Genomic DNA, 21248 nt, shown 5'->3' on the forward strand with positions numbered 1-21248 from the left:
GAGTATTGATAAGCTGTTGTGCATCTTAATTGTAGATTATTGAGTTATGAAAACAAAAAGAATTCATCACGTTGCTATTATTTGCTCTGATTATCAGACATCGAAGCATTTTTATGTAAATGTTTTAGGGTTTTCAGTAATTAATGAAACCTTTAGAGAATCCAGAAATTCTTACAAATTAGATTTACAACTAAATAGCGGTGATTGCATCGAGCTTTTTTCCTTTCCCAACCCTCCCCAGCGTGTTAGCCGACCCGAATCTTGTGGTCTAAGACATTTAGCCTTTGAGGTTGATGATATCGCTGAATCAGTTGCCTATCTCCAAGCCAAAGATGTGAAGGTAGAAGAGATTAGAACTGACGAGATTACAGGAAAGCGTTTTACCTTTTTCCAAGACCCAGACGGCTTACCCTTGGAGATATATGAAAGTTAGAATTTTCTAATAAAATTTTGATTAGTATTTTGTGTCTAAGATAGCTAATATTTACTCTCTTTTAGAGTTGACTTGTGAATGTAAGGGAAGGCTAATAGTAAATGTCGTTCCTCGACCTAATTCACTATCTACAACAACCCTACCATTATGCAAGTTCGCACATTCTTTAATAATTACTAATCCCAATCCAACGCCCGGAGCCGTACCAACATTATTACCCCGAAAGAATGCATTAAATATATGAGCTTGGTCAGTAGGAGAAATACCAATACCTTGGTCAGATATGCGAAACACCAGCTCATCGTGTTGAAAAATCAACTCTAACTGAATCTCGCTACCCTCAGGAGAATAATTGATAGCATTGGAGAGCAAGTTCCTTAGCATTGATCGTACAAGTTTTTCGTCTAGAAGTACGTTAGTAACAGCGCCTTGGTACTCCACATTAATTGTGTGTTGATGCTCTGTATTTGACCGAAATTCTGTAACGAGTTCACGAACAATGGACTCTACATCTACTGGTGCTGGAGTGAACTGTATTGTCCTAGCTTCAGCTTGGTTAACAAGTAGCACATCATTGACTAGCTTTGTTAAGTATTGAACAGCTATTTTAATTCGCTCGAAATGCTTCTTCTTTCTTTCCTCAGTCCATTTTAAACTATAGTGTTCAAGCAACTCAGTAGAGGTCAGGATTGTAGTAAGTGGGGTACGGTATTCATGTGAAACGGTAGCAACAATTCGTGACTTTAATTCATTGAGTTCTCGTTCTTTCTCAAGAGCAAAGATTAGTTCATTTTCTAAATGCTGACGGCGCTCAATTTCTGCTCGTAGTTGTTCATTTATCTGCCGCAATTGAGCATTACTCTCCTCAACTCGATTTCCTAGTTCTTCATTGGTTTGTTGTAGAGTGGCATGAGCTTGCTGTTGCTCAGTAATATCATGGAAAACTAAGACAGCTCCAGTAATTTTACCTTCATCATTTTTAATCGGTGCAGCACTATCATCAATTGGGATTTCTCTACCATCTTTTGTAATCAGGAGAGTGTGGTTTTCCAAGTCTACACTAACGCCCTTCTGGAGAGCTAACGTGACTGGATTATTAATAGTTTCTCTTGTTCTTTCGTTGATTGCTTGGAAAACCTGGGTTAAATCATTACCTAAAACCTCTTCTTGTTTCCAACAGGTGAGCGCTTCGGCAACCGGATTCATAAAGGTGATTAGCCCTTGAGAGTCGGTGGTAATCACAGCATCACCAATACTTCTCAGTGTCGTTGCTAGCCACTTCTCTCTCTCATAACGCTGTTGCTCCATCTGGTGATTGTAGAGAGCGACTTCAATAGTTGTGCATAAATCTCTTGCCTCAAAAGGCTTGAGAATATAACCATATGATTGGCTGACTTTCGCTCGATTGATAGTTTCCTCATCCGTGTAAGCTGTGAGATATACAACTGGAATGTGGAAGCGACTGCGGATTTGTCCTGCTGCCTCAATACCATCAACTTTTCCCTTGAGTTTAATATCCATCAGCACTAAGTCAGGGTGTGTTTCTTCAACCGATTGAATCGCGGCTTCTCCGGAGGTAAGATTTGCCACGACTGTATACCCAATGCCTTCTAACCGATTTTGAATATTAAGGGCTACAATACTTTCGTCTTCAACAATTAAAATTCTTGCTCTTCCCATTTTTCTTTAAATCTCCTAATGATTTATTTCTAAAAAGCTAATCCTAAATTCGGTTCCGGCGTTACGGTTCACGGCAATTGTTCCCTCAAGTTGTTTAGTGAGAACATTGACTAATTTAAGTCCTAAGGATTTCACATGATCTAAGTTGAAATTAGCGGATAGCCCGATTCCATTATCCTTTACTATTAGTTTTCTCTGACCATTAAGGCTGGATTGAAAAATAACAGTAATGACTCCTTCTTTGCGATTTGGAAAGGCATATTTAAGAGAGTTTGAGATAAGTTCATTAATAATTAATCCGCAAGGTATTGCTGTGTCAATATTTAAGGATATATCGTCTATATTTAGATTTAAAGTAATATTTTCAGCCTTCACTCCATAGACTTGAAATAAGTAGCTTGTCAAGGTTTCAACATAATCAACAAAAATAATTTTGGCACAATCTTTAGATTGATACAATTTCTCATGGACAAGTGCCATAGATCGAATACGGCTTTGACTTTCGCGGAAGATCTCCAACATCGGTTGATTTTGAATATGCTGAGATTGCAAATCAAGCAGGCTGGAGATTACCTGTAAATTATTTTTGACTCGATGGTGAATTTCCTGAAGTAAGACTTCTTTTTCCTGTAGCGATTCTTTAATTTTTATCTCTGCAAGTTTGCGCTCACTAATATCTACATCAATTCCAGCTATCCGGGCTGGATTACCAGTTTCGTCGTAAATGACTCGCCCTTTAGCTTCTAGCCAACGAATGCTCCCATCCGGTAATAAAATGCGGAATTCTATGTCGTAACCTTCTCCCGTCTCAATGGCATGTTGTTCGGCTTTGTTAAATAACTCGTGGTCGTCCGGGTGAAGAATTTTGAGAAAGGCATCATTGGTATCATCAGCTGTGTTGGGAACCCAACCCAACATTCGTTGAAGGCTTTGTGAACGAATGACTTTTCCGGTTTGAAGATTCCACTCCCAAAAGCCCATGTTGGCAGCATCTAATGCCAGGTGTAGTAAGGCTTGTGATTGGCGCAGTTGCTCCTCGGCAAACTTGCGATCGCTAATGTCGAGATTGATTCCAGCCATCCGCACTGGTAAACCAGATTCATCGTAAAAAACTTGGCCTTTGCTGGCAAGCCAACGGATGCTCCCATCGGGCATGATGATACGGAATTCGATGTCGTAACCTTCACCTGTCTCAATGGCATGTCGATCCGCTTCCTTGAGCAACTTGTAGTCGTCCGGGTGAAGGGTTTTAAAAAACCGATCTTTAATCTCATCAGCCGTATTAGGAACCCAGCCATACAGACGTTCCAGATTGCTTGAGCGGGTAACTTTTCCGGTTTGAAGATTCCAATCCCAGAAGCCCATGTTGGCAGCATCCAATGCAAGGCGCAGTTGCTCTTCTGATTGGCGTAGCTGTTCTTCGGCAAACTTGCGATCGCTAATATCTAAGTTGACCCCAGCCATCCGTACTGCCTTGCCCGTCTCATCGTAAAAAACTTGACCTTTGCTTTGAACCCAACGAAGGCTTCCATCAGGTAGAATAATGCGGAATTCACTATCATAGCCGTCACCTGTCTCAAGCGCACGTTCGTCGGTTTGCCGGATGTGATCGCGGTCTTCTGGATGAACAAGTTCTAGAAATTCTTCGTAGGTAACACCAGAGGGATTGGGAGTAAAGCCATACAGTTGCTGGAAATTATTTGACCGAATGATTTTTCCAGTTTGAAAATTCCAATTCCAACTGTCCATCCGCGCTGCCTCCAAGGCAAGGCGCAATTGTGCTTCTGATTCCCGGACTTGCTCCTCAGCAAGCTTACGCTCTGTGATATCAGTGCAAACACCAAAAACGTGAAAGGCTTGACCATCTTTTGAAAGCAGTGGCTTTTTAATCACACTCCACCAGCGCACTGCCCCTGTTGGCGTGTGGCAAGGCACTTCTGGACTACATTTAGTCTGTAATGTTGTTAATACTTCCAAGTCTTCCTTAACGAACAGCTTTACATCGGCTGGGTCGAGCATCACCTCAGCGTCTGTATGCCCTAACAAATCTTCTACGGCTATGCCATGAAAATCTGCACAGGCTTTGTTGGCAAGGATATACTTACCTTCCCGATCTTTAACGAAAATTCTATTAGGATTGGTATCAATAATTATTTGGAGAAACTCTTTTTGGGCTTTGAGTGCCTCCTGCGCTAGCTTGCGTTCAGTGATATCAGTAGCAACGCCCAAGATTTGACAGACTTGACCATCACTTGAAAAGAGTGGCTTTTTAGTAGTTTGATACCAGCGTCCTTCCCCACTTAAGGTGTGGAGTTCTTCTGGCATGAACTTTTGCCGTAACGTAGCAATCACTTCCTGGTCTTGATCAATGTAGTCCTCTACAGAGGCTTGATTGGGATGCAAATCCGCCGCCGTCTTGCCGATTACGTCTTCAACAGTTGTTCCGTGGCAATCAGCATAGACTTGATTGGCAAGTACATACTTCCCCTCTGTATTAATGACAAAAATTGCATTCGGATTACTATCAATAATAGTTTGGAGAAACTCCTTCTGAGCATTGAGTGCTTCCTCTGCCTGTTTGCGTTCAGTGATGTCAATTCCCACTAATACAGCCATGGTGCTTTGCTGGTACTTCTGAGCAGCAATCAGATAGCTTCGAGTTGAGCCGTTGACTTGTACCTCAATAACTTGGCGGTCTGTTTGAGCAGAACTAGCGAGAAACTGAGTCATAAATTGAGTGAATTCAGGACTGTTTTTTAGAAAGCCCAGTTCTTTACCGACAAAGGCATCTGGAGATAAATTGAAGCTGTCAGATAGTTGTCGGTTAACGCCAAGATATCGCCCTTGGGCACTAATCCAAGAAACATACCCAGGCACAGCATCCAAAACTGCCCGTAGTTGCTCTTTTGCCTGCTGTAGTTCTAATTCGGCTTGCTTCCGTCGAGTAATGTCAGTGGCAATGCCAAGAATTTGACTAACTTGACCATGACTGGAAAATAAGGGCTTTTTGATTGTTTGGTACCAACGCCTTTCTCCAGTTACTGTGTAGCAAGATTGTTCGGGGATAAACTTCTGCTGTAATGTGGTAAATACTTCCCGATCTTGAGCTACGCACTGCTCTACGTCTTCTGGATTTGGATTCACCTCAGCGTCTGTCTTGCCCAACACATTTTCAAGACTTATACCATAAAAATCAGCATAAGCTTGATTGGCAAGTGTATATTTTCCCTGCCGATTTTTGACAAAAATGAGGTTGGGATTAATATCAAGGACAGCTCGGAGAAATTCTTGTTGACTTTTAAGGGCTTCCTGTACGGCAGAACGCTCGGCAATCTCTTGCTGGAGTCGTATATTAGCTTGTTCGAGTTCGGCAGTACGTTCAGCGACTCGTTGTTCTAGTTGATCACGAGCTTGGAAAAGTTCTAATTCTGCGTGTTTGCGATCGCTAATATCTTGGATCATGCCGATCGCATACTGCGGTAAGCCGTTGGCATCACAAACAACTGAAACGGATACATTGACCCAGATAATACACCCGTCTTTGCGGAAGCAGCGCTTTTCCAAGCTGAAGCGAGTACGTTTGCCCAAAAATAGCTCCTGAAACAAATTCGCGTTCTCTACCTGATGTTCGGGATGCGTCAAGTCGATACAAGATAGGTTTTGGAGTTCTGTATCTGTGTAGCCGAATAGCTCCTGAAAAGTCGGATTGGTTTGAAGAAACCTGCCGTTTGAATCAACAAGTACTATCCCAATCGGAGCAGACTCAAACATTGTCCGGAAGCGCTCCTCACTTTGTTTGCGCTCAGTAATGTCTTCTGAGAGTCCAGCAATCCCCCACGTTTCCCCAAATGGATTTTGAACGGGAAAAGAACGCGATCGCACCCAGCGAATTGAGCCATCCGGTCGCACAAGCCGATACTCCGCTCTGTATTCCCCCTCAAGGAGATTGCCAAAAGCAGCAACGACTCGCTCTCGATCACTTGGATGGATGGAATCCACAATCAAGTTTAGATGACCACCAGGATAGGTGTACAAGCTCTCACGCAGACGACCCCAAATTGTCTCAAAAGCTGGACTGACGTAGAGCAACTGTTGATAATCCGCTGATGTCAACCAGAAAGCTTCCTGAATCTGTTCTGTCATTTCACAAAGTTGCTCTTGTTTATTTGCAGGGCTTCTTTAAATCCCTTACTTTTAGTAATATCTCGTTTGGTCAATGTCACTTTATTAATAAGACTATCTTTTTACAATCCACATAGAATCAGCTTAATATTGAAGCTGTTAGTCATCATCCTGGTATAGCAGAAGGCAGAAGGTTTATCACGAGTACGTGGTTGTTTCAGCCCTTAAATCTGTCCTAACCTTTATGGCTACAGCCAGACATACTCCCATTCAAGAGCGACAACCCTAAAAGCGCTTTGCTAACTGATGCCTGCTCAACGCTTTTTGAAGTGCCTAGAGTTTAGACAAAAGATACCGTTGACCTTATAGTTCCCTAATTGAAGGCAAAATGAACTCTAAAACTGGACACAAATACATCCCCCTAGGAAGGAATTGTGAGAAGTTCTCCAGTTGGTCTGTGATCAGCTTTGTGCCTTTAAGCGGTTACATGAATGAAAGTGCGATCGCTTTTTGTTGAAAAACTTGTTACAAACTCAGTTGTGAAATGTTTTGCGCTTCTTGGGCTTCCAACCTAGCCAGCGTTGTAGCGGCATCGGCTAACTGTAGAGCCAGATTTGCTCGACTAGTCGGGTCTTTCTCCTTCCAGAGATCTTGCCCCAAGCAATACACCCGATAACGGTATGCCTTGATTGACTGTGATGGAATGACCTTGACTGTCATAGTTACAACCTGCTTTCTACAGAAGCTTGAATTTGCAGTAAGATTCGTTCCGGTTCCAGGTAAACAAACGTTAGTAAGATTACCTTATCCTCAGCATTGATGATTACATCATAAGTTGCTTCTATTGGTTGAACCTGTTCATGCCTCACAACTACAGTGTATTGACCAGTACGAAGGTCATCAAAGCCTGCATCCGCATAGATCAATTCAACAAGTTCTTCTGCCAGCACTTGCCCATCTTGTCGAAGTAACGTAATAAAGGCAGTACCATCAATTGAAGTCAGGGCACTGTTATCCTGGTTACGAATCATGACGAAGATATCCGACATTCGGTCACCCTTTTGCAAGTGTCACGAAATTATTGCATAAGAAAGTGATCGCCTCTCATATAGCAATCAGCAGTCAGCTTTCAGCGGTCAGCTTCCAGTCAAAAAGCCTCCGGTTAATGAACTCGGCTTCCGCCGATGTCCTAACCTTAGTGGCTACTGCTATATTTCAAATCTGTTCTTGAGACTTGGATAAGGCAGAGATACTACTGTCCTTCATTTCGTGAAAAGGACAATCTTGCCTTGACCTATTTTAGGTGAGACCGAAAGCATCGCTTGAATTGTGTTTAGCAAGGATTGCGATCGCCAATTGACTGCCGTAGGGGAATCTGAACCACAAACTCTGCACCTTGCCCTGGTGCTGAATAGCATTGCATTTTGCCACCATGCTTTTCCACCACAATTTGGTAACTGATTGATAAACCCAACCCAGTCCCTTTGCCTACAGGTTTGGTGGTGAAGAAGGGGTCAAAAAGCTTCGAGTGAACGTCCTCACTCATCCCTAACCCATTGTCACCAATCCGAATTGTGACCCAGTTATCCTGAATAATCTCTGTGCGAATCTGAATAATTGGAACTTGGGATTGGGAATTAGAGATAGAGGAGAAACTCTTCCCTTGCATTCCCTGCATCTCTTCAACTTTTTGCCCAGTCTCCAGTTCCCAGTCCCTAATCCCTTCATCTAATGCATCAACAGCATTGGTTAAGAGATTCATAAATACCTGATTCAACTGACCAGGGCAGCACTCAACTGGGGGTAGTTGTCCATACTCTTTGATAACCTCAATGCCGGGATGATCTGCTTTAGGTTTCAATCGGTTATGCAGAATCATTAAGGCACTATCAAGACCTTCGTGGATATCTACTACCTTGAATTCAGCTTCATTCAGGCGAGAGAAGTTGCGTAGAGATTTGACAATCTCACGAATTCGCTCAGTCCCTACGTTCATGGACTTCAGGAGTTTAGGTAAATCTTCACACAAGAAATCAAGCTCAATTGCTTCGATCATCTCCTGGATTTCGCTAGTGGGATTGGGGTAATACTGCTGATACAGTTGCACCAATTCCAGTAAGTCGTGGGTATATTTCTGGGCGTGAATCAGATTGCCATAAATAAAGTTGACGGGGTTGTTAATTTCATGAGCAACACCTGCCACCAAAACACCCAAAGCCGACATTTTTTCCGAGGCAACCAGTTTGGCTTGCATCGCTTGGAGATTTTTGAGGGCTTGCTCTAAATCCCAGCTTTTTTCCTCAAGTGTTGTTTTTGATTCCTCCAACTCACGGATCACACTTTTGAGCAAAGCCTGGTTTTTGTCATTAGTCTTCTCTAAGTCAACGCGATCGGCTTCAGAGCGTTCTAGTTTTTTTTGAAGAATTCGATTCGCTTTTTCGAGTTCCTGGAGTCTTTTTTCGTAGTCTGCAAGTTCCATCAGCTCTCATTTCGTCCCTAGAAGCAACGTCACGAAAGTTTTGTTATGAAATTCAGTCTGACCTTTTTGCTCTAGGGGAGCAATCTCACCACTACTATAGAAACCACAAATTGGTAAAGCCTTGGTAAGACAGCTTTTCGCAAGCTCATACTCTTCCTTGGTTCGTGTACCAAGAATTTTCCGGCGACTGGCACAGGAAAAAAATAGAGCCGCCTCTGGCTCACTGCCTGGATAGCTTGCGATCGCATTTCTAATTGATGTTTGGGAAGCAGCCAGGATATCTTCACGAGTTGCTTCTGCGATTTGAACAACTGCCTGTTCAGGAATATCTGCAAAAAGGGTGATGCTCCCTGACTCCTCGTCGAAAACGTTAGCAGCTCTTAGAAAAAAATGCTTCTCTTCTCGATCAAAGACAGCTAGGGGATATTCAGCGGAAGGAGGAAGGTCGCCAAAATAATGACGATAGAACTCTATCGCAGGTTTGTCATCAATTTCATAGATGATGTTTTTATTGACCTTAGTGACTCTGCTTTTTTTTCCGATGGGATGCCAACCACTGGCTAAGCTATGGGAGAAAAGTAATGCTCCTGAAAAGAGCAGGATTGGCACAGCATCACTCAAAACTTCTGTGCGAAAGAATTGATAAGTCTTTTGAAATCTCCAGTGATCAGCGGCTAATCCACCCAAGATAGGCACATTCTGCCCAAGAACTCGCTTCAAACCATCCAAAATTGAGACTCCACTGGCTGTAAAGCCTTCTGGAACAGTTAGACACAATTGAGGTGTGGTCGTGCTGTTGCCTTGTGCTTGCTCAACGGCTTGCCTGACTACTTCAACTGGGTTTTTTGAAACCTCGCGTCCAACTCCTGCTTTGATTTCAATTTCTTCTGAGCAGAACACTATTAAAGTCAGGGAGTCTTGCTGAAACTCAAGAACGGAAGAAAGTTCTCCATCGGTTGTTCCACCAATTAGCTCAATGCCAGGGAAAGCCTGATGAATTTGTTTCAGAATTAAGGAATGCTCAAAGTCGATCGCAGCAAAAAGGATACCAGCCTGTGGGGTTACTCCTGCTAAAGAGCGAATGCATTGCTCTAGAACCTCATCGATTGCTGACTGGGAATCCGGATCGTTGCTGTGACCAACAGCTACCTTCAACATACATCTTCTGTAGGGACTATTCTATACTTCTCTTACTTTCTCAATGGCTACTAGTTGGATGGATTTGTAAGATTACGTTGTGTTTAACTGAGTTGTTCTACTTAGTTTATCTTGGATGTGTCTTCGGTTTCAGGAGTAGTGTCAGGCAACGTCTGATGATACAAAGAGTTAAGGAACTGGGCGTTATCCATCTGTAAGTCAAACATGTGTAGTCCAATTCGTTCGGAGAGGTCTTCACAAACTCTCATTCCCCTAACACTGCTACCGTGAGAGTCAAGGAGTGGCGAGAAAACGGCTATACCCATTTTCTGAGGAACAACGACAATAATTCCACCCGATACGCCACTCTTTGCCGGCAAGCCAACTTTGTAAGCCCACTGTCCGGCAACGTTATACATCCCGCAGGTGTACATCACAGTCAGAATATCTCGGATGTAGCGTGCTTCAACAGCCCGTTGTTGAGTGATGGGGTTAATACCACAATTTGCAAGGGTAGCTGCCATTGTCGCCAAATCTCGGCAGTTGACCATCACCGAACATTGCTGGAAGTAAAGGTCGAGCGCTTCATCAATTTTTTCATCGATCATGCCAAAGTTGAGCATCAAGTGTGCCATTGCTCGGTTGCGATGCCCCGTCGTTCGCTCTGACAAGAATACAGGCATATCAATGAACAGGTTATGACCGACGTAGCGCTCAAACATACTGAGTAGACAGTTGAGTCGCTCACTTGGACTTGAACCTTTGATTAAACTAGTAGTTGCGATCGCGCCTGCATTGACCATCGGGTTATACGGTCGCTTCGAGGACTCTTCCAACTGAATAATCGAGTTAAAAGCATCTCCTGTTGGCTCAACCCCAACTTTGGTTAAGACGTAATCCCGCCCATGTTCTTCAAGGGCGAGTCCATAGACAAACGCTTTGGAAATTGACTGAATTGTGAATAATTGCTCGTAATCACCCACTTCATAAACTTGACCATCCACTGTAACTACGCAAATACCAAACCAGTTAGGGTCGGCTTTCGCAAGTTCCGGGATGTAGTTTGCCAATCTTCCATCCATGAGTGACTTGTACTTGTCGTACAACTCCGAAAGCAAGTTCTCAAGGACAGGACTTCTTGATGCATTCCCCATATCAAGCAACTTGCTATAGGCAAGAACAATGATTAATTTAAAGTGTGCGCCGCCTCTTTAAGCGGGTCAAGTAAGGCTAATGACAAACGCATCATATTGAGTGTGCTACTACTGGGGCTTTTACCATCAGGACTGGGTCCGTGGTAATCACTGCCACCTGTCATCAGTAAGCTGTATTGAGAACACAGCGCCTCAAGATGTTTTCTCTCTTTTGGCGTGTGGCTGGGATGGTAAACTTCAATTCCCATCAACCCCGCATCAACCAGTTCCTTTAACACGTCTTCAACTTCACCACCTCTAAACAAGTAAGGATGGGCCCAAACTGGCACAGCACCACAGTTGCGTAACAACGTAATGCCTTCAGAAATTGAGAATTTCTCGTAATGCACGTAAGCGGGTTTATCATCACCCAACAGTCGGTCAAACGCTTCGCGCATCGACTTGACATGACCCGCGTCTACAAGTGCTTTAGCAAGATGAGGACGCCCTGGTGCCATTCCTTCTCCCAGTTCCGGTAGCGAGATTGGATAGCCTAGTGCTTCCAACTTGGCGATCATTTTCTGAGAACGGCGTTTACGTCCTTCCAAGCGTTCCGATAAAGGGGCACTTAGCTGTTGGGCATTGGGGTAAAAACCCAAAATGTGTAGGGAACGGTCGTTGTGTACCGTACTCAATTCAACACCCGGGACGATTTCCAGGTTATGAGGTTGAGCCGTCGTAATCGCTTCTTGCCAACCAGAGAGCGTATCGTGGTCGGTAATCGCTAGTGCCAATACTCCCGCTTGAACTGCCGCATGGACAAGTTCGCTTGGGGTAAGGGTGCCATCGGAGCAGGTGGTGTGACAGTGAAGTTCGAGCATTCTTTTATTATGTACACCTACCTGCTGAGTGGAGGATTAAACTTTCCTTTAAGCACAACTTAGCCATTTTGTAGAACACAATATTATTATGCTTCTACCAACTCTAAAGACTCTTTTGCTTTTAGGTGATCGCAAGAGGTTTAGATTCCCGACTTCTTTGAGAAGTCGGGAATCTTGACTCCACGAATTATTTAGGACTCCCTAGTTTTGCTCGTTAGGTAAAACCCGAAAGAAAACTCGCCAAAAGTTTTGCTTTCTTCTGATTGGCTGTTGAAGCGTATCATCAACGTCTTGGATTGGATAGGCAATCCAATTTGCCCTTTCGTAAAAGTCTCTCCCCTCTCTCTTCGTGCGGTTGAGAGTTTCAGAAGAGACATCCAAAAGACTAGCAGCCCTTTCAGTAAGGCAACAATGCTCAATCTCAATGAGTTGATGATTGAGTTGATGCTGAAACACTAGCTGCTCAGTTTTGGAATTGGCAAATAAGTCTGATTCATTGACCTGACAGGTATCAGGCAATTGGCTTGCATTTACTGTAGTTTCTGAGCTATTGTAGGTAGAGAGAATCATTTAGTCTTAGCAAAGAATAGTGAACAAAGCCAACAAGCAAACTTGCGATTTGCTTGGTTTATCAAAAGTGCCAATAGCGGCTATTCAGTAACGCTTATCACTTCTTAATTATAGCAAAATGCACCTCCAAAATGCTTGAAAGAGAGAAGGGTTTATCTCGCTAGCTATAACGAAAACCTTTATACGTTTCAAATCAAAAGTTTGGTAACCTAACTAAGATCGCTACTGAAAGGACACAGCGTACTGTGCCCCTTCAAAGTCCTAAACGAAGTTTAGTAAAAACAAACCAACTAAAATTGCCACTCCTCCCCAAATGAAAGCCCAGAGGCGGTGAAAACTCTTAACCGTGGTACCACTTTCGCTAGTTAGGTGAGTTAGGTCAACCCAAGCGACAACACTGCGTCTGAACCACCCAGTCGTGCTAACCTGTGCCCCAAGCAGATTCTTGACACGATTCATTCCGAATAGGAAATTCCCGATCGCACCAAAGCGGGAAGCGTAGCGTAAATAAATCATGCCAGTGCTGTCTTGGAGTTTCAGATCTGACCCAAACTGATAACCAGCATCGCCACGACCAATTAACTCACCTTGAAGTTTCACGGGTTGACCACGCAACGGACTGGCATAAGGATTGGACATTAACTTGAGTACATCTGATTCCGGTGCTTGCTTGATGCTGGGGAACATCACAAAGGTTCGGATGAGGGTTCCTAATCCAAAGCCAAGGAAGGCGAAGGAGAAGGGTGCAGTTGAGAAGCTACCCATAACCGCAACTCCTATCAGCAAGCCAATAACCAACCCGATTGGCATGGCACAAAAGAGCAAGAGGTCTAAGGCAAAGGTGCGATAGAGCTTTTTTTTGCTGAGGTTTCTGCTCTCACCTACAACTTGACCCATGTCAAACTCGGTTGGCAAACCCAGTTGTTCTGCATAACTGCTGAGGGCGCGGATACGTTTACCCGTTAAAGGGTGAGTGGAATTTAATTCCATCAATCCTGCCCAAGGGTTAAACAAATCCCACAAAAATACTCGACCCATCTGTCGAGGTTTTTGGACAATGCGGTAGGCAGTGCCAGTACTCGCGGCGGCTTTGTGGTCATAGATACCCAAGGCACGAGTGCCTTCGATTAAGCGGCTGGGTTCTGAAGCTTGCTTGCTCTCTTCTAAAATGCCGTAAGCAATTTTCACCAAAGCCCGCGAGAGGGCGTTAGGGTTGCCAGTTGTCTCTGCGGCAAAGTGGTCAGCAAAGTATTCCCGTGTCCGGGATAGGTACAGCAGCAAATAGGTACCAATGATGTAAAACACATAAGCCGCGATCGCAGCCGTCCCAGCCGCATCTTTGAGTTTACTGTTACTACCACGTCCCAAGCGTCTGGCAAAGAGGTAAATCAGGTAGGTGATATGTACCAACGTCGATGCCAAGGTCATCACGGCAAAGTCCCAATGCACGATGTGACCGAGTTCGTGAGCATAGACGGTAGCAATTTCCTCCTCATCCAAATAGGTAAACAATCCCTCACTAACCACCAGACGTGCGCTGTTTGGGAGAGAACCATAGGTGAAAGCGGTTGGATTTTTGTCGTCAATGATTCCCAGTCGGGGTGTTTTCAGTTTGTTCGCTTGACAGACACGCTGAATTACCTTTGCTGCCTCAGGACTATGACGCTCAACCTCGGCAAGACTCACCCAGCGCGTTTGGTAGAGCCACTTTTGGGTTAAGTCCATGAGCAAGGGAGAGAGGAAAAAGGCAGCGATGTTGAAAACTAAGGTAAAACCAATTGCGATCGCAAAACTCAAGGTTGGCTTATCGCTATCAAGAAGAAACACAACCCCTAAACTCAACGCCAACACCATGCCGAATAACAAGGAGATGGTGACACCAGAAGCCAAAGCCAGATTACCGACCTTACCTGCTAGAGCTAACTTGACCCCCGCTTTAGCCGCACGACCCGCTTTTTGTATGGGATTGGGTTGATCAACTGTTGGTGATACTGTTGCGAGTGCTTGAGGGATTTGGGTAATTTGGGGGATTGGGGGAGTTTGGGTCTTCGTAAAAGTCCGGAGAGCTTGAGTTGCCCAACGGCTTACCTGGGAATTTCTGTTCGTCGCCAACTTTTGGCAAAGTGCGATCGCTTGTTCTGTTTCACCCAATCGGTGATATCCCCTGACCAACCCAATCTGAGCCTGAATATAATCTTTAGAACCTTCCTGGGTATAGTACTGGCAAAATTCTTTCAGGAGTTGAACTGCCTCTCGGTGATTGCCTTGTTTAAGGGCTTCTAATCCAGCTTGGAGTGACATAAGGCATCTCCCTTAAAAAGCAATATTGGTACTCGGTCAAGTAAGACTCTTAGATACACCAGTGATCGCAGAAAATTCGCAAAAGTTGCTTGAAACGTCAATCATTGAAGACTTTAGAGATAGGCAGACTGTATCTGGGCATCGTTTGCTAAAATTGGAGATTACGTCTTCAGTACCTGCCCAAAATCCATGACTGCTTCTCCAGTTGCGTCCCTACCCTTGAGTGCGATCGCCAAAGCTTGTCGTCAAGCGGCACGACAACTGGCGGTGTTGCCAACAGAAGCAAAGAATCAGGCAATCGAAGCGATCGCGATCGCCTTAGAAGCAGCAACTCCTGAAATCCTGGCAGCAAACGCGGCTGATTGCGTCGCTGCACAGACCGATGGAATTCCTAAGCCCTTGTACAATCGCTTGAAATTAGACGAAACCAAGCTAAAAGCCGCGATTGATGGCGTTAGAGATGTTGGTAAGCTGAGTGATCCAGTCGGTGCCGTGCCAATCCATCGCGAACTGGACGAAGGCTTAATTCTGAAGCAAGTTACTTGTCCCGTCGGCGTTTTGGGCATCATCTTTGAAGCACGTCCCGATGCGTTGATTCAAATCACTACACTAGCCATCAAATCGGGTAACGGCGTTATTCTCAAAGGCGGCAAGGAAGCGATTCGCTCTTGTGAAACCCTTGTAAGGGTCATTCACCAAGCCTTATCAGCAACGGCGGTTGATCCAGCCGCTATCCAACTGTTAACCACGAGAGAGGAAACGATCGCACTGTTGCAGTTGGATGAGTACATTGATTTGATTATTCCGAGAGGTTCCAACTCCTTTGTTCGGTTTGTGCAGGAGAATACTCGCATTCCGGTACTAGGTCATGCCGATGGCATTTGTCATGTCTATATCGATCAAGTCGCTGACTTGCAAAAGGCGGTAGACATCACGGTTGATGCAAAAACTCAATATCCAGCCGCTTGCTGTGCGATGGAAACGCTACTTGTCAATTCTGCGATCGCACCGACGTTCCTACCTCTAGCCGCAGCCGCTTTGCATAAACGCAACGTAGAACTGCGAGGCGATGAGGCAACCCAAAACATTCTTAATACTAGTTACAGCGTTGTCCCAGCAACCGAGGAGGATTGGTCTACTGAATACAGCGATTTAATTCTCTCAATCAAAGTAGTAGATTCCCTAGACGCTGCTATTGACCACATTAATACCTACGGTTCCCAGCATACGGATGCAATTGTCACCGAAGACCAAGCTGTTGCTGACACCTTCCTTGCTCAAGTCGATTCCGCTAGTGTCTTCCACAACTGTTCCACGCGCTTTGCTGATGGCTTCCGTTATGGTTTAGGGGCAGAAGTAGGAATCAGTACGCAGAAAATGCCACCTCGTGGGCCAGTGGGGTTAGAAGGATTGGTGACTTACAAGTACCAAGTCGCAGGGAATGGTCACATTGTTGCCAACTACGTGGGTGAGAATGCAAGACCTTTCACTCATCGGGATCTGTAAGGGGGAATTGGGAATTGGGGATTGGGAATTGGGAATGGAAAATCGAGGAACTTTCTAAAAATGCTCCTTGTCTCCCACATTTTCCTTATCTCCTCACTGCCAATTTTCTACCTGTCCAATGGATTTGCATTGTTGGACAGCCCCAACTGTTGCTTTAGCAAGTTTCTACCTTTAGGACTTACGCAGTAACTTTACTAGTAGGGTGCGTCGTGACGCACCCTACATCTAGAGTTTGATGAATGATTTTGCGTAAGTCCTGATGTTGTTAGGACTCGAAGAGATCGGATTGAGATAGAAAACTTATTTGCTCAGGATTAAAATGACCTTCCTTTAGATGAGATTTGTTCTACACTTCTGCAAAATATTGAAGATTTAATCTCTTCTAATTGAAGCGATCGCACAATTCTAGATGCTCCTGAAGCGGTGCCAAGACAGGTGGAGCAAGTTAATGTTTGATTGATGTTTTGGTTTGACTTCATAAGGAGTGCATTTATTCAGCTTGAGGATAAGACTGTACACCCTGTATTGTGATATAATAGTCTGTTTAACAAAAGTAATGGATAGTCAGCTCTAAACAGATATATAATGAAGTATCTTAAATCATCAAACTGTAGAGCTGATGAAACTAAAAGGGCGAGTAACGGCATATCTACCAGAAGAAATTCAAACAGCCTTAGAAAAATGGGCTGAAGAAGAAAGTCGCTCATTGAGTAGTCTGGCAACATACCTGTTGACTCAGGCTGTAAAAGAGCGTCAACAAAAAGAGAAAAAGGACTGATGAGAGCGCTCATCATACTTAAGAAAGTTAATAAGTAAGCTTGCTAAGCTGTGAGTAATTTATTTTCGGAAAACTTTGCGTTTTCAGGAACAGGAGAATTAATTTAGGTAAAGGGAGAGCCTAAAAAATAGATTCTTCTGAACTCTCGACTAAAGCAATGCTTTTTAAGAAAGCGATCACATCAGGGTGCATCTCAATTTTGCAAAAATACCAGGAGAAACGGAAATCGCAGCTATTGCATTCAAAGCCTGCCTCCACAGGCTGAATTGAATCCGTATAGGCGGACTTAGTTTGTATAGTGCCAGACTTCTAGTTTGTGGGCGATTTGCAAATATCCGATACGAGCATCGCATTATGAGCAAATGCTCTATTCACAAATTATTCACACTTGCTCAGTAAGCTTTAAATACGAATTTCATCCGGTGCCCTCTGGAAAGCAGATGTCCAGAGGGTGTTTTTTTCAGTCATTGTGCCGTCTGTAGAAATTCCTTAACAAGTCACTTCTCTACAGGTAATACCAATTTCCTAAATACTTGCTTATGTAGTCACAAGTACCAAGTTGCCAAGGCAAAGTAAGGGTGCGATCGCATTATGGAGAGAAAGCGCCATCACCCTCAACCACAAAATTTGTACTGATGGCAATGGGTTAACTAGGCGACCACCCAAGCTAGGGAAAGAACGAGTGATGGTTCCACATTCAGCTTTGCTCTCTTCTGGCAAAACGCCCTCACTACCTACTCACCTGTTTTTTTGCTGCTGTGGGGGTGTTTCATTTTGCTCTAGCCACTGGTCTATCAGTTCATTAACCACATCGCTCATGTCCCTGTCTTGCAAGACACAGGCAGCCTTAAAGCGCACTTTCTTTTCTTTTGATAGGTAGACCCTAATTGAGTCTTCAGCCACAGTTTCACTAACGATAAGGTACTTTAGTCCATTCTGACAGTAATCCGTTAATCTCTGAAAGTTAATGCACTTGTTAATAAGTTAATTTATGTGCTATTTTTATAGCAAGTCAGAAGCCAGCGCCTCTACCTACCAAGTTTCCGCGCTGGCTCTGGCTCCCAAATTACAAAGGAGACAAGTTTATTATGACTTACAGAGACTGCCTCAAGCCTTGGGCTGTTGCTCGTCTACTGCCTAATCTGCAATGGGTGATTATTGGTCGCTACCATAGTCGCTCAGATGCGGACGGGCATCTTCAGTTGTGTCGTCAGCGTATTCCGAACATCCAATTCAAAGTGGTGTTCGATTTACCTAAACAGTTAGGTAAGTGCCAATAAATCCATTGTAAAAATGGTAGGGGCGTAAGGTTTTTGCCCCTACCAGCTACCTTCATCTTTCTCTTTAATAAGATGATGAGACGAAGGCAAATTGAGACGATAATTTCACAGCCAAGTCCTGGTCAGGATAGACAACAAGAACATTCGCTTTTTTCCGGTTCAAAAAGAACCCACCGATCGCACCTAATCCAGCACCACCAAGAATTTCTTCAGTCGCAATTGCGCGATCGCCAATAAGGGCTGCGATCGCTGCTGCCGCCGCACCCCCAATTGCAGCACCTTGTAGAATTGAACCTGTACTCGCTCCTTGAGTAATTTCTTCTGTTCTTCTCACTACATTAGAGGTGCCACTAATCGTGAATGGTCTTGTCTGCCTTTCAAGGCGAGGACGATACAAAGTTAGCTGCTTTGCAACAAACTGAGTTCCTCCAGATACAGGTTTGAGCTCACCTGTGATTTCGCTACCTTCGCGAATTAGAACTTTGCCATCACTTGCTTTGACATCTCTTGCCACGGTTAAGGTCAAAGGCACTGTTTCATCAGGCATGACAACAACTTTGTCTTTGTCGTATCGCACAGGAATAGACGTACCAGAAGGAACAACGATGTTAATTTGTTCCCTTTGGGCAGGACGACGTTGAGCTAAAGCGGGTGCTGATGTGATGAGGGGGACAACAGTACTGCTACTAATTGCTAGTGCTAGTAGCGCAGCAGTTCCTGATTTAAATGAATGGAAGTTAAACATTGAAAACCCTCTCTACTTAGTAAATACCTATGCGGATACTTAATCGACAGATAGGAAAAAAAATTGTTCCAGCTAAATTTATTTCTAGTTAAGTTTGGATTTACTGGGTAAATATTATTTAAGAGATTCACCCGATTGGGTTATTTTAAAATCCGGATAATTTAGACATTTATTAACATATAGCCGTCCTAAATAATTCGTGAAGGCGAGATTCCCGACTTCTTTAAGAAGTCGGGAATCTGAACCTCTGACATGACTAAAACAAAAAGTAACGCTGTGCCATTGGTAAAACCGTTGCGGGTTCACAGGTTAATAATTCTCCGTCAGCCCTGACTTCGTAGGTTTCTGGGTCTACTTCCATGTGGGGTAGGGCTTCGTTTAGCTTCATGTCCCGCTTGCTGAGTTGCCGAGTGTTTGAGACAGCAATAGCAGGTTTTTGTAAGCCGATTTGAGTGGGAATTTCGTTTTCTAATGCAGCTTGGGAAACAAAGGTAAGGGATGTTGCAGCGATCGCATTTCCAAAACTGCCAAACATCGGACGCATATGAACAGGTTGGGGTGTGGGAATACTAGCATTTGCATCACCCATTTGCGCCCAGGCGATCGCACCCCCTTTAATCACCATCTCTGGTTTCACGCCAAAAAATGCAGGTTTCCAAAGACACAAATCGGCTAGCTTGCCTTCTTCCACAGAACCAACATACTCAGCAATCCCATGTGCGATCGCAGGATTAATCGTGTACTTGGCAATGTAGCGCTTTGCCCGGAAATTGTCCGCCTGCACTCCCTGTCCTTCTCCTAAGTCAGGAGAAGAGAGAAAACCACGCTGCACTTTCATTTTGTGGGCTGTCTGCCAGGTGCGAATAATCACCTCTCCCACTCGTCCCATCGCTTGGGAGTCCGAGGCAATCATACTGAATGCACCTAAATCGTGCAGAATGTCTTCTGCTGCAATCGTTTCTCTCCGAATCCTGGACTCCGCAAACGCCACATCTTCAGGAATCCCTCGATCCAAGTGGTGACACACCATCAACATATCTAGGTGTTCTTCCAGGGTGTTAAGAGTGTAGGGACGTGTTGGGTTAGTGGAAGAAGGCAGCACATTCGCTTCAGCGCACACTTTAATAATGTCTGGGGCGTGTCCACCACCTGCCCCTTCGGTGTGGTAGGTGTGGATCGTGCGATTTTTGAAAGCAGCAATGGTCGATTCCACAAATCCGGCTTCGTTCAGGGTGTCGGTGTGAATTGCTACCTGAACGTCATAGTTATCTGCAACACTCAAACAGGTATCAATCGTTGCTGGTGTCGTTCCCCAGTCTTCGTGTAACTTTAAGCCCATTGCCCCAGCCGCAAGTTGTTCTACCAGTGCTTGAGGCTGACTACTATTCCCTTTACCTAAAAAGCCGAGATTGATTGGGAAGGCTTCAGCGGCTTGCAGCATCCGGTAAATGTTCCAAGGACCAGGTGTGCAAGTGGTTGCATTTGTTCCTGTTGCGGGACCTGTTCCACCACCAATCATTGTGGTTATACCAGAGGCGATCGCAACTTCGATTTGTTGGGGACAGATAAAGTGAATGTGGCAATCGATCCCCCCTGCTGTGAGAATATGTCCTTCCCCAGCCACAATTTCTGTACCAGGTCCAATGATAATGTCTACGTTGTCCTGAATATAAGGATTTCCCGCTTTGCCAATTTTGCGAATTTTGCCGTCTTGTATCCCAATATCAGCTTTGACGATGCCCCACCAGTCGAGGATTAAGGCGTTGGTAATCACCATGTCAACTGCACCATCAGCGTTGGAGATGGGAGATTGTCCCATACCATCACGAATTACCTTCCCGCCACCAAACTTCACCTCATCACCATACGTGGTGTAATCGCGTTCAACTTCAATGAATAATTCTGTATCCGCAAGACGAACGCGATCGCCTACTGTTGGACCAAAGGTTTCCGCATAAGCACGACGATCCATTCTGTAACTCATAGATGCTCCTCACAAGCTGCGAATTTTGAATCCCTCAAACGTCATCGGGAAGCCATTTCCCTCTGGACAAGCGCACATTACTCCCACACTTACTGTCTCAACTGGGGTGAGATAGCCAAGACGTAGCATCGTGTACTGTTCCCCATCAAACGAGTATTGCACCTCTATAGAACCCATTTGAGATCTTTGAGGACAAGCTAAGATCACAGAGAAATGCAC

General features: G+C 44.5%; 19 protein-coding genes and 1 pseudogene. 4 read left to right on the plus strand and 16 right to left on the minus strand.

Annotation, left to right across the window (positions count from 1 at the left end; translation table 11 throughout):
- Window positions 1-46: 46 nt before the first annotated feature.
- Window positions 47-433 carry an SMU1112c/YaeR family gloxylase I-like metalloprotein gene (gene gloA2 / locus AC5JL3_RS35695; RefSeq protein WP_496078961.1) on the plus strand — a complete coding sequence of 129 codons (387 nt, stop codon included), beginning with the start codon at window positions 47-49 and terminating at the stop codon, window positions 431-433.
- Between the two features lie 51 nt (window positions 434-484).
- Here gloA2 and AC5JL3_RS35700 read toward each other — a convergent pair whose 3' ends face one another.
- The 11 genes and pseudogenes from AC5JL3_RS35700 to AC5JL3_RS35750 all read right to left on the minus strand — a co-directional run bounded on the left by AC5JL3_RS35700 (window position 485) and on the right by AC5JL3_RS35750 (window position 14736).
- A complete protein-coding gene (locus AC5JL3_RS35700) occupies window positions 485-2113 on the minus strand; it encodes a hybrid sensor histidine kinase/response regulator (RefSeq protein ID WP_496078962.1) in 1629 nt (542 codons plus the stop codon).
- Window positions 2114-2128: 15 nt separating this feature from the next.
- Window positions 2129-2488, minus strand: a complete 360-nt coding sequence (locus AC5JL3_RS35705) for a sensor histidine kinase (protein WP_496078978.1) — start codon at window positions 2486-2488, stop codon at window positions 2129-2131.
- A gap of 15 nt (window positions 2489-2503) precedes the next feature.
- A pseudogene (locus AC5JL3_RS35710) lies at window positions 2504-6265 on the minus strand (PAS domain S-box protein); the annotation flags it as partial.
- A gap of 495 nt (window positions 6266-6760) precedes the next feature.
- Window positions 6761-6955 (minus strand): hypothetical protein, encoded by a 195-nt coding sequence (locus tag AC5JL3_RS35715; RefSeq protein ID WP_496078963.1) that lies wholly within the window; start codon window positions 6953-6955, stop codon window positions 6761-6763.
- A gap of 2 nt (window positions 6956-6957) precedes the next feature.
- Window positions 6958-7284: a hypothetical protein gene (locus AC5JL3_RS35720; protein WP_496078964.1), complete on the minus strand. Its 327-nt coding sequence runs from the start codon at window positions 7282-7284 to the stop codon at window positions 6958-6960.
- A 284-nt stretch (window positions 7285-7568) separates the two neighbouring features.
- Window positions 7569-8714, minus strand: a complete 1146-nt coding sequence (locus tag AC5JL3_RS35725; RefSeq protein ID WP_496078965.1) for a sensor histidine kinase — start codon at window positions 8712-8714, stop codon at window positions 7569-7571.
- Between the two features lie 6 nt (window positions 8715-8720).
- A complete protein-coding gene (locus AC5JL3_RS35730) occupies window positions 8721-9872 on the minus strand; it encodes an FIST signal transduction protein (RefSeq protein WP_496078966.1) in 1152 nt (383 codons plus the stop codon).
- 101 nt (window positions 9873-9973) lie between these two features.
- Complete coding sequence (gene glsA / locus AC5JL3_RS35735; protein WP_496078967.1) at window positions 9974-11005, minus strand: glutaminase A; 1032 nt, start codon at window positions 11003-11005, stop codon at window positions 9974-9976.
- A gap of 32 nt (window positions 11006-11037) precedes the next feature.
- Window positions 11038-11865: a PHP domain-containing protein gene (locus AC5JL3_RS35740; RefSeq protein ID WP_496078968.1), complete on the minus strand. Its 828-nt coding sequence runs from the start codon at window positions 11863-11865 to the stop codon at window positions 11038-11040.
- A 201-nt stretch (window positions 11866-12066) separates the two neighbouring features.
- Window positions 12067-12435 (minus strand): hypothetical protein, encoded by a 369-nt coding sequence (locus tag AC5JL3_RS35745; protein WP_496078969.1) that lies wholly within the window; start codon window positions 12433-12435, stop codon window positions 12067-12069.
- 261 nt (window positions 12436-12696) lie between these two features.
- A complete protein-coding gene (locus AC5JL3_RS35750) occupies window positions 12697-14736 on the minus strand; it encodes a M48 family metalloprotease (RefSeq protein ID WP_496078970.1) in 2040 nt (679 codons plus the stop codon).
- 189 nt (window positions 14737-14925) lie between these two features.
- Here AC5JL3_RS35750 and AC5JL3_RS35755 point away from each other — a divergent pair, with 189 nt between their 5' ends.
- Both AC5JL3_RS35755 and AC5JL3_RS35760 read left to right on the plus strand, forming a co-directional pair.
- Window positions 14926-16242, plus strand: coding sequence for a glutamate-5-semialdehyde dehydrogenase (locus AC5JL3_RS35755; protein WP_496078971.1), 1317 nt, complete (start codon window positions 14926-14928; stop codon window positions 16240-16242).
- 619 nt (window positions 16243-16861) lie between these two features.
- The gene (locus AC5JL3_RS35760; RefSeq protein ID WP_192221842.1) at window positions 16862-17020 is read left to right on the plus strand and encodes a ribbon-helix-helix domain-containing protein; all 159 of its coding nucleotides are present in this window, start codon (window positions 16862-16864) and stop codon (window positions 17018-17020) included.
- A gap of 537 nt (window positions 17021-17557) precedes the next feature.
- Here AC5JL3_RS35760 and AC5JL3_RS35765 read toward each other — a convergent pair.
- Together AC5JL3_RS35765 and AC5JL3_RS35770 are read right to left on the minus strand one after the other, a co-directional pair.
- Window positions 17558-17740, minus strand: coding sequence for a hypothetical protein (locus tag AC5JL3_RS35765; RefSeq protein ID WP_496078972.1), 183 nt, complete (start codon window positions 17738-17740; stop codon window positions 17558-17560).
- Window positions 17741-17758: 18 nt separating this feature from the next.
- Window positions 17759-17923: a plasmid partition protein ParG gene (locus AC5JL3_RS35770; protein ID WP_313929952.1), complete on the minus strand. Its 165-nt coding sequence runs from the start codon at window positions 17921-17923 to the stop codon at window positions 17759-17761.
- A gap of 185 nt (window positions 17924-18108) precedes the next feature.
- Between AC5JL3_RS35770 and AC5JL3_RS35775 the strand changes: the two genes are divergently transcribed.
- The gene (locus AC5JL3_RS35775; protein ID WP_192221840.1) at window positions 18109-18300 is read left to right on the plus strand and encodes a hypothetical protein; all 192 of its coding nucleotides are present in this window, start codon (window positions 18109-18111) and stop codon (window positions 18298-18300) included.
- A gap of 64 nt (window positions 18301-18364) precedes the next feature.
- Here the strand turns inward: AC5JL3_RS35775 and AC5JL3_RS35780 are convergent, their stop codons facing one another.
- From AC5JL3_RS35780 to AC5JL3_RS35790, 3 genes are all read right to left on the minus strand, one after another.
- Window positions 18365-19045, minus strand: a complete 681-nt coding sequence (locus AC5JL3_RS35780) for a hypothetical protein (protein ID WP_496078973.1) — start codon at window positions 19043-19045, stop codon at window positions 18365-18367.
- Window positions 19046-19301: 256 nt separating this feature from the next.
- Entirely contained in the window at window positions 19302-21029 is a 1728-nt protein-coding gene (ureC, locus tag AC5JL3_RS35785) for an urease subunit alpha (RefSeq protein ID WP_496078974.1), read from the minus strand.
- Window positions 21030-21038: 9 nt separating this feature from the next.
- On the minus strand, window positions 21039-21248 hold a 210-nt coding region (locus tag AC5JL3_RS35790), incomplete at its 5' end, for a DUF1349 domain-containing protein (RefSeq protein ID WP_496078975.1).

It is taken from the genome of Symplocastrum torsivum (assembly GCF_059505465.1).